This is a genomic window from Bartonella sp. AP58NXGY (assembly GCF_042195785.1).
GTDB lineage: Bacteria > Pseudomonadota > Alphaproteobacteria > Rhizobiales > Rhizobiaceae > Bartonella.
In genome coordinates this window covers 104,604-116,387 of the sequence record NZ_JBHIOY010000007.1, presented here as the reverse complement: position 1 = coordinate 116,387, position 11,784 = coordinate 104,604, and the positions used below count along the sequence as shown (strand labels likewise).

10 protein-coding genes, 1 tRNA gene and 1 pseudogene are annotated in these 11,784 nt (G+C 37.0%); 6 read left to right on the top strand and 6 right to left on the bottom strand.

Annotated elements, in window-relative coordinates; translation table 11 throughout:
• Nucleotides 1-95: 95 nt before the first annotated feature.
• Nucleotides 96-172 (bottom strand) — tRNA-Met (locus ACFINC_RS06255).
• Between the two features lie 159 nt (nucleotides 173-331).
• On the opposite strand from ACFINC_RS06255, the gene ACFINC_RS06250 reads away from it, so the two are divergent.
• Both ACFINC_RS06250 and ACFINC_RS06245 read left to right on the top strand, forming a co-directional pair.
• Entirely contained in the window at nucleotides 332-1,288 is a 957-nt protein-coding gene (locus ACFINC_RS06250; RefSeq protein WP_375616570.1) for a Gfo/Idh/MocA family protein, read from the top strand.
• 68 nt (nucleotides 1,289-1,356) lie between these two features.
• Complete coding sequence (locus ACFINC_RS06245) at nucleotides 1,357-2,475, top strand: DegT/DnrJ/EryC1/StrS family aminotransferase (RefSeq protein WP_375616569.1); 1,119 nt, start codon at nucleotides 1,357-1,359, stop codon at nucleotides 2,473-2,475.
• Between the two features lie 322 nt (nucleotides 2,476-2,797).
• Here the strand turns inward: ACFINC_RS06245 and ACFINC_RS06240 are convergent.
• Together ACFINC_RS06240 and ACFINC_RS06235 are read right to left on the bottom strand one after the other, a co-directional pair.
• A pseudogene (locus ACFINC_RS06240) lies at nucleotides 2,798-3,440 on the bottom strand (hypothetical protein).
• Nucleotides 3,441-3,467: 27 nt separating this feature from the next.
• Nucleotides 3,468-4,064, bottom strand: coding sequence for a DUF1134 domain-containing protein (locus ACFINC_RS06235; protein WP_375616568.1), 597 nt, complete (start codon nucleotides 4,062-4,064; stop codon nucleotides 3,468-3,470).
• Between the two features lie 215 nt (nucleotides 4,065-4,279).
• Between ACFINC_RS06235 and chpT the strand changes: the two genes are divergently transcribed.
• On the top strand, nucleotides 4,280-4,921 hold the full coding sequence (gene chpT / locus ACFINC_RS06230) for a histidine phosphotransferase ChpT (protein ID WP_375616567.1): 642 nt from the start codon (nucleotides 4,280-4,282) through the stop codon (nucleotides 4,919-4,921).
• A 216-nt stretch (nucleotides 4,922-5,137) separates the two neighbouring features.
• Here the strand turns inward: chpT and ctrA are convergent, their stop codons facing one another.
• The gene (ctrA, locus tag ACFINC_RS06225; protein ID WP_375616566.1) at nucleotides 5,138-5,839 is read right to left on the bottom strand and encodes a response regulator transcription factor CtrA; all 702 of its coding nucleotides are present in this window, start codon (nucleotides 5,837-5,839) and stop codon (nucleotides 5,138-5,140) included.
• 566 nt (nucleotides 5,840-6,405) lie between these two features.
• Between ctrA and ACFINC_RS06220 the strand changes: the two genes are divergently transcribed.
• Nucleotides 6,406-6,792: a flagellar export protein FliJ gene (locus ACFINC_RS06220; RefSeq protein WP_375616565.1), complete on the top strand. Its 387-nt coding sequence runs from the start codon at nucleotides 6,406-6,408 to the stop codon at nucleotides 6,790-6,792.
• Nucleotides 6,793-6,926: 134 nt separating this feature from the next.
• Here ACFINC_RS06220 and ACFINC_RS06215 read toward each other — a convergent pair whose 3' ends face one another.
• Nucleotides 6,927-7,202, bottom strand: a complete 276-nt coding sequence (locus tag ACFINC_RS06215; protein ID WP_375616564.1) for a DUF1153 domain-containing protein — start codon at nucleotides 7,200-7,202, stop codon at nucleotides 6,927-6,929.
• A gap of 404 nt (nucleotides 7,203-7,606) precedes the next feature.
• On the opposite strand from ACFINC_RS06215, the gene mnmA reads away from it, so the two are divergent.
• Complete coding sequence (gene mnmA / locus ACFINC_RS06210) at nucleotides 7,607-8,830, top strand: tRNA 2-thiouridine(34) synthase MnmA (RefSeq protein ID WP_375616563.1); 1,224 nt, start codon at nucleotides 7,607-7,609, stop codon at nucleotides 8,828-8,830.
• A gap of 279 nt (nucleotides 8,831-9,109) precedes the next feature.
• On the opposite strand, the gene ACFINC_RS06205 is transcribed toward mnmA, so the two are convergent.
• Nucleotides 9,110-9,919, bottom strand: a complete 810-nt coding sequence (locus ACFINC_RS06205; RefSeq protein WP_375616562.1) for a TrmH family RNA methyltransferase — start codon at nucleotides 9,917-9,919, stop codon at nucleotides 9,110-9,112.
• Between the two features lie 760 nt (nucleotides 9,920-10,679).
• Between ACFINC_RS06205 and ACFINC_RS06200 the strand changes: the two genes are divergently transcribed.
• Entirely contained in the window at nucleotides 10,680-11,588 is a 909-nt protein-coding gene (locus tag ACFINC_RS06200; RefSeq protein ID WP_375616561.1) for a cation diffusion facilitator family transporter, read from the top strand.
• Nucleotides 11,589-11,784: the final 196 nt, after the last annotated feature.

Below are 11,784 nucleotides of genomic sequence, written 5' to 3'. Positions count from 1 at the left end.
CTTTAAAACTCTTTGAGAAAAAATAAATTGGTACAAAACCTAGTGGCAAAATATACAAAACCCGCTGGCAAGCTACACACACAACAAAAAAGTAATGGTAGCGGAGGAGGGATTTGAACCCCCGACACAAGGATTATGATTCCTCTGCTCTAACCTACTGAGCTACTCCGCCAAAACAGATATATTACTGTAAACTATTTCATCTTTTGCGGATATAAGGGGTAGAATAGTAAGATGTCAAGCATCGTTTTGAAGCTTTTTTCTTGTTATTTTATTTTATCCTCGATATGTAAGTGTAGTTTTATATGATAAAGTAAGGTAAGGCGTAAAAATGGTGCCACGTGTAGCGGTTTTAGGATGCGGTCATTGGGGTGGAAATCATATAAAGACACTTCACTCTCTTGGGGCTTTAGCAGCAGTTTCTGATATTGATAGTGATCGTGCTGCCAGTTTTGCAACACTGTATGGTGTGGAGATTATTAAACCAGATGATCTTTTTGCTCATAGAGATATTGATGCACTGGTGTTGGCGCTGCCTCCACAATTTCATACGCAAAATGTGCTGCGTGCTGTTAAAAGCGGTAAAGATGTTTTGGTGGAAAAACCAATAGCTCTAAATATTGCTGATGCTAAACGCCAAGTTCAGGAAGCAGATGCTTATGGGCGGATTTTTATGGTGGGACATATTTTACGATTTCATCCGGCTTTTGAAAAAATGTGTGAATTGGTGAAAAAGGGAGAATTGGGGGATGTGCGATATATCTATTCTCATAGATTAGGCTTTGGAAAATTTCACACACACAGTGATGCTTTATGGGATCTTGCCCCCCATGATCTCTCAATGATTTTGGCGTTGACAGAATGTGAACCCTCTCAAATTCAGGGAGAGGGGGCTGCTGTCGTGGATAAGACTTCTGACTTTTCTCATGTTCATATGACTTTTCCAAATGGTGTGCGTAGTCATCTTTTCACTTCACGTCTTAGTCCTTACCGTGAAAGGCGTTTAACCGTTGTTGGAACAAAGGCTATACTCGTTTTTGATGATATGGAACCGTGGAGCCGTAAATTGGCAATACACCATTTTGCCGTTTGGAAAGAAAATCAAGAGTGGGCTTTTAGCATGGATGGGCTGAATTACATCGATGTTTGTGAAGATTTGCCGCTTACTTGCGAATTACGGCACTTTCTTCATTGTATTGAAACGCGTCAGTCGCCTCGTACAAATGGTGATGATGCTATTGCGGTTTTACGGATTTTAACAGCTGCTGGTGTCAATTATTATGGATAAAGTCAATTATTATAGATAAAAGAGAGCGGTAGTGTTTTTGCATTCTTGTGATGATCAATGGAGTTAATATGCAATTCATCGACCTTGGGGCGCAGCGTGCGCGTATTGAAGATAAAATTAATTCTGCAATTGCGCATGTGGTCGCTAGTGGTAAGTATATTTTGGGGCCAAAAGTAACAGAATTTGAAGAGAAATTGGCAGAATATCTTGGCGTTAAACATGTGATTGCATGTGCTAATGGAACGGATGCTTTGAAGATGCCTCTTATGGCTAAAAATATTGGTCCAGGGGATGCTGTGTTTTGTCCTAGTTTTACATTTTCAGCAACGGCTGAAGTGGTTGCTTTGGTGGGGGCTGAACCTGTTTTTGTTGATGTTTTACCTGATACATTCAATATTGATGTTGAAAAACTTTCTCACGCAATTGAAATGGTAAAAAAAGAAGGACGTCTAAAGCCAAAAGCTCTTATTGCTGTTGATTTGTTCGGGCTGCCTGCTGACTATGTGCAAATTGCTCAAGTAGCAGCAAAGGAAAATCTTTTTGTGATTGAAGATGCTGCTCAATCTATGGGCGGAAGAAGCGGTAATACTATGTGCGGTGCTTTTGGGGATGTAGCGGCCACAAGTTTTTATCCTGCAAAACCATTAGGATGTTATGGTGATGGAGGCGCTATGATGACCAATGATGATCATTTGGCAGAACTTTTACGTTCTATTTTGTTTCATGGTAAAGGTGAAACGCAATATGATAATGTTCGTATTGGTATGAATTCGCGCTTAGATAGCATTCAAGCTGCAATTTTATTAGAAAAGTTTGTTATCTTTGAAGATGAAATGCAAAAGCGTGTAGAAATTGCTCAACGTTATTCCGATGGCTTAAGAGATATTGTTACAGTTCCAGAAATAGGAGAAAATATTCGTTCTGCTTATGCACAATATACGATTAAGGTAAAAGAACGTGATAAACTAAAAGATTTTTTACAAAAAAATTCTATTCCTACAATGGTTTATTATAAAACTCCTTTACATAAACAGCCTGCTTATAAACATTTTCCTTATGTCAAAGATTCTCTTTCTGTTTCAGAGTCTTTAGGAGATTGTGTTTTAAGTTTACCCATGCATCCTTATTTAACGCAGACTGATCAGGATATGATTATTCAGAAAATAAAAGACTTTTATTACTCTTGAGAGAGTGTTTTTATCTTTAAAAATATGTAAAAGCTTTATGGATGGGGATATTTTAGAAAATATTTTTATTAGAGTGTGTGGCAAATGTTTTTAAGTATAATTGTCTGGACTCATGAAATGTTGTCCTTTAGGGCGGTGATATGATCAGCAAGGAAAACCAGCGAGACAAGAAGATGGATTTTTACAAAAGGGCATGGGGTTAAGAAACTTTGTTCTTTCGTTTAGTGAGAAAGCCACGTTTAATAAAAAATATTCCGGTTATGAGAGTAACAATGAATCTTTGTTGATTTCACTCTTCATTTAAGGTGTTTTTAAAGACAACTTATTTAAGGGGGACTTGGGAGAGAAGCGTTATTTTTTTGCGAATACGTGATGCTAGGTCATTTTTGCTTTTGGAGTTTTGAATGAGTGTATTGATGGGTGATGTGTCCCCCTCTTGTAGCGCTATGTGAGCTGCTAATGTTGCTGCGAGTTCTTTTGTTTCTTCACGTAGTTCTTCCAGCAGTTTCTGGTTCGTAGTCGTGTCAAGCGCATGAATTTGGATTTTTTGTAAACGTTGCTGATAGTGTGAGATTTTTTCACGTATCATTTTGCTTGTCCTTGAAGGGGCTTGTTGTGGCAATATTTTGTTTGATTGCTTTTGCTGCTTTGGTGGGAGTGTCTTGTGTGGGGAGGTATAGCCGATAAAATTGTTCTGTTACTTGGCTCAGTTGTATTTTCTGTTGGGCGTATTTTTTTTGCAAAGATTCGTACTTTTGTTGGTTGTTTGCTAATTCTACAGCATGTTGTGCACGAAGAAAATCATGGTTTGCTTCTATTTCCGTGAGGGATAATGGAATTTGCGCACAAATATCCTTATACGCAAAATGAACGGCTTTACGCCAAATAAGAGGAGACAAAAGCACTAGTAACCAAGAAGTAGAGGCAACTCCAAGAATAAAAAAAAGAAACGATTGAATAAGCATAATACCCCTTTTCAAATAAGAAATCGTTTAAAATGGATTCCATGTTGGTCTAGGTGTTAATTTTAAATATCCTATATTGATCCCAAGGCGTGCACCGATTCCTGTCCGTATTGGGATTAACAAGGTATCATGGTATTTGAGGACATGAAAACCAACACCTGCAATTAAATAGGCCGAACCTGAAATACCGCCATAGCGTCCCCATAAATTATTTATGTTATTAAGATTATAAACTAGAATCATTAAACGTGAACCTTGGCCGCCAAAATCCCATCCTACTGAGGGACCTTGCCAAAAAACTTTATGCTGACCATGGATTTTGGTAAAAACCCTTCCTTCGCCATAGGTTAATCCAGCAAAAAAGGCACCAGAAGCTTCTTCTCCTAAAATATAGGCATTGGGATAACCGTATTTTGAAAAAATATTTTGAATTGCAACGGCCAGACCACTGGCTGTTTTTCCAAAAAAAATATGACCGGAATCAATAATTTCTTGGAGTGAGTAATGAGGTTCTTTTGGCTCTATTGGTTTTAGTTGAGCATGTGCAGTGTTTAGGGTGATGAATAAAAGGAGGATTAAAGATATAATATTTTTGTACCAGTATTTTAGAAGAGAGAGAGCCATAGAGTTTTCTCCTTTTATTAGTGACAAACAAAGAGATAATATTAGAATTTTTATTCTATTCAAATAAAAAATAAGATGTAATGTTATTTAAATTCTTGAATTTATTTCTGATTTTTTTTTAGCATGATTGTTAATGTGGCCTATTATGCATCAGATGTTAAGAGTTTTTCTTTAAAATAAAGTTTGTTTTTTGAATTTAGGAGTTTTCAATCATTATGACGTTAGATATTTCTTTAAAGCCTATGGATCTTGCTGCTTTGCTTTGTAGTCGTATTTGCCATGATTTGATTTCGCCTGTGGGGGCTATTCAAAATGCAATGGAGCTTTATGATGAAGGAGGAGCTGAAAAAGATGCTTTACAATTGGTGCGTTTATCTGTTGCGAGTGCTTCTGCACGTCTACAATTTGCGCGATTGGCTTTTGGTTTTGCTGGTGCAAGTAGAGGACAAATAGATACACGGGCTGCAGAGCAGGTCGCTCAACAATATATGCGGCAAGAAAAAGCAACTTTAAAATGGCAGGCTCCTTCTTTTTTGTTACAAAAAGATGAAATTAAACTTTTGCTTAATTTATTATTGATTGCAAACGCAACAGTTTCTCGTGGTGGTGAAATTGTTGTGATGATTCTACAAGAGGAAAATAAACGTTCTTTTCGATTTGAGATTTTCGGTAAAACTCTTCGTATTCCTCCTCATTTTCTTGCGTTATATCATGGAGAAGTTCAACAAGAAGAGCTTATTGATGCACATGTCATCCAATTTTATTACACAATGTTGCTTGCTCAGATGACAGAGATGAAAATAAGTATTGATGAAAAAGATTGTTGTATTGTTTTAGAAAGTGTAAAAAAGCTTTGAATAAGAGAGAAGCGCTTAAGCCGTGTTGGGGAAAAAGTGGCTTCGATTGAACTTACGAACGATGAGATTATATCTATAAATAGGTGTAGTTACTTCTTAAGCTTTAAGCGCTTTCTATATGAGATTTTTTGTATGCGGTTTTTTATTTTTGACAGAGACAAAATCTCGGTCCGCTATACCCCGAGATTTTACTTTTACAATGTGCATTTTTAATGCTTAAGCGGTTTTCCGTACATTTTCTTCAATTGGATCACGTAATACATAACCACGTCCCCAAACTGTATCAATGTAATTTACATTAGAAGAGACCGCTTCCAATTTTTTCCGTAATTTACAGATAAAAACATCGATAATTTTTAGTTCTGGTTCATCCATTCCACCATAGAGATGATTGAGAAACATTTCCTTAGTAAGTGTTGTACCTTTGCGTAAAGAGAGAAGCTCTAGCATTTGGTACTCTTTACCAGTTAAATGAACGGGACGTCCTGCAACTTCAACCGTTTTTGCATCAAGGTTAACGGTGAGATCTCCGGTGACAATAACTGATTGTGCATGCCCTTTAGAACGACGAACAACTGCATGGATACGTGCAATGAGCTCATCCTTATGGAAAGGCTTCGTCATATAGTCATCTGCCCCAAAGCCAAAACCACGGACTTTGTCTTCAATAGCATTCATACCGGAAAGAATAAGGACAGGAGTTTTTATTTTTGCCAACCTTAGAGTCCGCAAGACATCGTACCCTGACATGTCAGGGAGATTCAGATCAAGCAAAATGATATCATAATCATAGAGCTTTCCTAAATCGATACCTTCTTCACCCAGATCAGTGATATAAACATTAAAATTGGCTGATTTTAGCATCAACTCAATACTTTGAGTAACTGCTCTATCATCTTCAATCAACAATACGCGCATTTTAGATCCCTCACTTCGCTCCTTCACGAATCACAAGGAGCATTTCTATGTTTATAACAGTTGATAAAATCACTGTTATAAAAACAATTCATGAAATCAAACACTTATAATAAAGCATTTATGAATATTTCAGTAGTACGCGTAACAATCACTACCAAATTCCCCACTATCCATGATAGTGGTTAACAAAATATTTTTATTTTTGAAAGAGGCTATAAAATTATTTTAGAAAAATCGCATATTTTTTAACATAATAAAAAATGAAGGGCTTTTTTTATAAACTTTAACCTAAAAAAATCTTGTAAAAAAACATTATAAATTACTTTTTTACAATTTCAGTGTTTGTTTACTGAGCTTTAAACCTCTTCATTTTATAGTAGGGGAAGAAAAGTAAAGAAATAGTTATTGATCTTTAAAGTAGGTTGTGTTTGCAGATGCTTTAAGGAAAGGAAAAATTATTGTAGTTCAAGTTAATAGACTGTTTTATCGAATAGATATATAATGAAAAAGATATGTATTGGGTGTGAATGCGAGTTTTGAGTTATCGCAATCAAGGAGTAGTGAGTATGAAGCCACGGGTAAATATGGTGCGATTGAGAATGTTTCAAGTACGTGGAAAGCGTCGTGAAATTGCACAGCTTGAGATGATGATCGCAGAATTTGAACGAATGGTGTTAGAACTGGAGGTACAGATTACTAATGAAGAACGTAAATCTGGAAACAATGATGTTCACCATTTTGCTTATTCTGCTTTTGCGCGCGCAGCGCGGCAAAGACGTGATAATCTAATCAATTCAATTCGTGATTTACAACTTCAAAAAACAAATGCTGAAATTGCTCTTTATGAGGCGAATACAGAGCTGCAACGTGCACAGCTTTTGGAAGCACGAGAAAAGAAAACTGCTACCGATGATGAGGATATTTTGATGCAATCTAATTCAATGGTTGGATGATAAAAGAAATTATTGAAAGATCAATTCTTTTAGATTTATTTTTTGAGGATAGTATAAAACAGCCAAACTTTTATCAAGTTTGGCTGTTTTATAAAGTATTTTTAAGCTGTTATCGAATCATGATCAATGGCAACTTAATGCCTGTAGTGTTGAGTCCTCGTTGTTCGTAATCCCGCTAAACCGTGTTCATCGATCAAACTTTGCCATGAAAGAAATTCTTCTACTGTCAAAGTATAACGTTGACACGCTTCGTCAAGACTTAACAATCCACCTCTGACAGCCGCAACAACTTCAGCTTTGCGACGAATCACCCAGCGCCGTGTTGTTTGTGGCGGTAAGTCGGCAATTGTAAGTGGGCTTCCATCTGGTCCAATAACATACTTCATTTGTGTTTTTATCAAATTGGTCATCCGTATCCTCTACCTTTCGTCAAGGATTTGATTCGTTTATAGAGCATGAAATTTAAAAAAGAGCTAAACGCGCAGAAAGAAAAAATTAATAAAGTGATTGAGCATATAAAAAGAAGCTAGAGCGAAGCGTATAGAAAAATTTTTTGCAACATTTTACTAGATTTTTAAAAAGAGCAAAAAGGTTTTCTAAAAGAATTTTCTTCCAACGATTTCAACGGTGCCTTATTTCTATCACTCTTTTTTTGTTTGCAGCAGCTTTTTAGAATGTGATGCTATGGTTGTGGAAAGGATAAAAAAACAATATAAAAAGCAATTAATAGTATAAAAGTGGCAAAGAACGCGCATCAGAATATTAATAACAGATGGGTATCCATTAAAGAGAGCATTAAATAGAGAATGAATACATGTTTTTAAACAGCCTTGATTTACCAGGACATCCTAAGGATTCTCGCATTGTTGTTGCAATGTCGGGAGGAGTTGATTCATCGGTTGTTGCAGGTCTTTTGAAAAAGGAAGGGTATAATGTCATTGGTATTACGTTGCAGCTTTATGATCACGGGGCTACAACGCATCGGGTGGGGGCGTGTTGTGCGGGACAAGATATTGAAGATGCACGCCGTGTTGCAGAAACATTAGGAATACCGCATTATGTTCTTGATTATGAAAAGCGCTTTCGCGAAGCTGTTATTGATCCTTTTGCAGAAAGCTATGCTCATGGAGAGACCCCAGTGCCATGTATTGCGTGCAATCAGACGGTCAAGTTTGCTGATTTATTAGCAACAGCACGCGAATTGGGAGCCGATGCTTTGGCTACGGGACATTATATTCGTTCGCGTTCTCATGGAGCGCATCGAGCACTCTTTCGTCCTCTCGATAATGATCGTGATCAGAGTTATTTTCTCTTTGCAACAACACAAGAACAGATTGATTATTTGCGTTTTCCACTTGGTGACCTTCCAAAAGCACGCGTTCGTGAAATGGCAGCAGAAATGGGCTTTGTGGTTGCTAATAAGCATGATAGTCAGGATATTTGTTTTGTTCCACAAGGAAAATATTCAGATGTTATCGCAAAACTGCGTCCAGAAGCAGCTAATCCTGGTATTATTGTCCATATCGATGGAAAAATTTTAGGTAAACATTCGGGGATTGTTAATTATACGGTTGGTCAACGTCGTGGTATTGGGGTGTCAACTGGTGAAGCGCTGTATGTGATTTATCTCGATGTGGAAAATGCACGTGTTATTGTTGGTCCGCGTGAAATGCTAGAAACACATAAGCTTTTTTTACGTGATGTGAATTGGCTTGGTGATGAGTCGTTAGATAATTTTCCTTCTCAAGGTATTGAGGTGGCTGTAAAGGTGCGCTCAACGCGTCCTCCTCATCTTGCGCGCTTGCATTATAAAGAAGGTGTTTTTTCCGTTGATCTGTTGGAATGTGAAAATGGTGTGGCACCAGGGCAAGCTTGCGTTCTTTATGATGGAAATGGTCATGAGGCGCGTATTCTTGGGGGAGGATTTGTAACACATTCAGAACGTGCGGCCGATACTGAAATGATGTTGAAGCGCGTTTTGTGCAATCTCGAAACAAATGATTCTATTTCCTCTGAACTTAAAGCAACGGTTTCATAAAAAATCGTAAATTGATTTATAATGATAATTTGCAGCCTTCACCGTGAATGAGAAACTTCCGTGAGATTTTCTCATTGTAAATTTGTTTTATGATTGAATCCATCAAAATCATATTTCTTGCACATCATAAGTGGGGTTAGGGTGTATGTAGAAAGCATTAATAAGAAAAATTTTTCTTATCAATGCTTTCAAAGGCTAGGGAACGGCAATATTATTGGAGGCTGGTAGATAACACACAACTTAATTGGGTATGTTCTATAACTTGAAGTGTTATCATCTTTAGTGGTCAAAGTTGGTAAAATGGGCAAGTGCAATACCTGAGGCTGTGGCAACATTAAGGCTGTCAAAACCGTTAGTCATGGGAATACGTAAGGTTTTTGATTGTTGTAGTATATGGGGTGGTAAGCCATCGCCTTCTGTTCCAAAAATAAGTGCCATTCTTTTGCTTTTGTTGGCTTGTTTGAGAGTGTGTGAGGCAGAAGGGGAGAGTGCATAAAGATGAAAGTTTTCATCGTTTAGAGCAGCTATAATGTCATCTATATCAGCGTTTTGCGTATAGGGTACTTTTAAAGCAGCACCGGCAGAAACTCTTATTGATTTGCGATAAAGTGGATCGCATGAGGTTTTGTCGACAATAATGCCATTACTGGCAAAGGCTGCTGCATTACGAAAAATTGATCCCATATTATCGTGATTCGAGATACCACATAAAACAAGAATCAAAGCTTTTTCTGGAAGATGTTGTAAAAAACTTTGTAAGGATGGCAGTATTTTGCGTTTACCAATACCCAGAACACCACGATGAACATGGAAGCCGGTGATATTATCCATAACTTTTTGTGGAACGCAATAAATGGGACATAGAGGCTGTGTTTTTTCTAAAAGCGGTAGAAGTCCAAAGAGACGGTTTGCTACGATGAGCAGTGAGATGGCAGAAAACTCTTTTGAGTGTAGTAATGCGGACAATGTTACTTTGCCTTCAGCAATAAATTGATGTTGCCGTCCAACAAGATCTTTTTCACGGATATTATGATAGGCTTTTAGGCGTGGATCATCTGTTTCATTGATTGTTATGATATTCAAATGCATGAGAGATTTTTAGTGCTTTTTTCTTATGATTTCCAGATGTTTGAATTTGTTTTATTTTAAAAAAGAGATAAAAAAATTATTTTAAACTTATGGTAGAATTTGTGTTGACAATATGCAACCATAGGTATAGTATAAAAACACTGGTACGGAATCATATATTTTTTCTCGTATCGGATGCAGTGTCTTGGGTCCCCGCTATTTCCCAAGTTCTGTATGCCCTTAATTTTTTAAGGGAAAAGAATCTGGGTCCCCAATGCCCAGATTCTTTTTGGGGGTAATCATTGCTCTTCTTTTTATATCTAAATTTTTTAGTAAATCATATTTTAAAATCCTGTTGACCTGTAAAGTTACCGTAGAGTGCTAAGATATTTTTTCTAAGGTGCAACGATGGCTTATAGATGGGTTATAATGTACATCATAAGACTGAAAAATAATGCGTGATCATGATAGATTTGAGCAAAAACAAGTTTTTCGTTTATGAGAAGTGAGATGGCTTTAAGTTATTCAGAAAACGATTAATAATGAAGGTTATGTGTTTGATTGCTCTTGGGAAAGTTCTTCTTTCTATTATTTTCTCTTTTCTTTATTTATTGGTGCTGTTCGTGTAACTGAGCAGTTTTTGCGATAATAATGGTGAGCTGAGGCGTTTATTGTATGATGAAGCTTCTGTAATATTGAGGAGAGATCGTCTTTATGCCAAAAGTATAATGATATGGTTGAAAATATTAATCCTTATTTCGTGAAGAAAAGGATGGGGTTCATGGATGTAAAAATCAATATACAAAGCTTAACTTTATACTCCATTTTTATTGCGTGCATTGTTTTTGCTTTGAAATATTGGGCATATCACATCACAGATTCGGTTGCACTTTATTCTGATGCATTGGAATCAATTGTTAATATCCTTGCGTCATTGGCAGCATGGTGGGCTGTTAAAGTGAGTATGAAGCCGGCGGATCATGATCATCCCTTTGGGCATCATAAAGCAGAGTATTTTTCTGCGATTCTTGAAGGGGTACTCATTATTATTGCGGCAATTGTCATTTTAAGAGAGGCATGGATAGCTCTTTCCACCGTTAATTTATTGCAGAAACCTGGAATATGGCTTGTTATTCATCTTGTTGCAACTGTCATAAATTGTATGTGGGGAATGGTTCTTATTTGGCAGGGAAAACGCCATCGTTCACCGGCTCTTAAAGCTGATGGAGTGCATTTCATAACGGATGTTTTTACTTCGCTTGCAATTTTAATTGGTCTGATTGCTGGCTTTGTAGGAGGATGGGGCGTTTTAGATCCGATTTTAGCAATAATCGTTGCCGTTAATATTCTCTTACAAGGCTGGAAGGTGATTAGGAATGCTGTTCAAGGATTAATGGATGTTGGCGTTGAATTGAATGAAACCATGCGGATTCGAGAGCTGATTTCTGCAAATGCATGTGGTGCACTTGAGGTTCATGATTTACGTACGCGTGTTGCTGGTAGAGCTACTTTTATAGAGTTTCATTTGGTTGTGCCTGCTATAATGCAGGTAGGAGAAGCACATAAAATTTGTGATAAAATCGAAGGGGTTCTTCAAAAAGAATTTGATAATGTGCGTATTTCTATTCATGTTGAGCCTGAAGATGAGGCAAAGTTGCCTCCTGGTACAACAATGATACCTTTTATATAAAAAGATTTTTCAAACTGTCTGTTATGTTAAACTGTTTTTTTATGATGGGGTGATTCATAGCTCTCGAAAATACAATGAAGCTCTTTTATTGATTTTATTTTTTCATCAAGCAAGTATAGAAGGGTAAACAGAATATCTAAGGCAAAATTTATCCTGTTGCTGTAAAACACTGTCATTTAAGGAGTGGGAGGCATAT

Excerpts from the sequence above, each read along its gene's own strand:
- ACFINC_RS06250 (WP_375616570.1), top strand. The coding sequence starts at position 332 with ATGGTGCCACGTGTAGCGGTTTTAGGATGCGGTCATTGGGGTGGAAAT.
- chpT (WP_375616567.1), top strand. The coding sequence starts at position 4,280 with ATGACGTTAGATATTTCTTTAAAGCCTATGGATCTTGCTGCTTTGCTT.
- ACFINC_RS06200 (WP_375616561.1), top strand. The coding sequence starts at position 10,680 with ATGGATGTAAAAATCAATATACAAAGCTTAACTTTATACTCCATTTTT.
- ACFINC_RS06215 (WP_375616564.1), bottom strand. The coding sequence starts at position 7,202 with ATGACCAATTTGATAAAAACACAAATGAAGTATGTTATTGGACCAGAT.
- ctrA (WP_375616566.1), bottom strand. The coding sequence starts at position 5,839 with ATGCGCGTATTGTTGATTGAAGATGATAGAGCAGTTACTCAAAGTATT.
- ACFINC_RS06205 (WP_375616562.1), bottom strand. The coding sequence starts at position 9,919 with ATGCATTTGAATATCATAACAATCAATGAAACAGATGATCCACGCCTA.
- mnmA (WP_375616563.1), top strand. The coding sequence starts at position 7,607 with ATGTTTTTAAACAGCCTTGATTTACCAGGACATCCTAAGGATTCTCGC.
- ACFINC_RS06235 (WP_375616568.1), bottom strand. The coding sequence starts at position 4,064 with ATGGCTCTCTCTCTTCTAAAATACTGGTACAAAAATATTATATCTTTA.
- ACFINC_RS06245 (WP_375616569.1), top strand. The coding sequence starts at position 1,357 with ATGCAATTCATCGACCTTGGGGCGCAGCGTGCGCGTATTGAAGATAAA.
- ACFINC_RS06220 (WP_375616565.1), top strand. The coding sequence starts at position 6,406 with ATGAAGCCACGGGTAAATATGGTGCGATTGAGAATGTTTCAAGTACGT.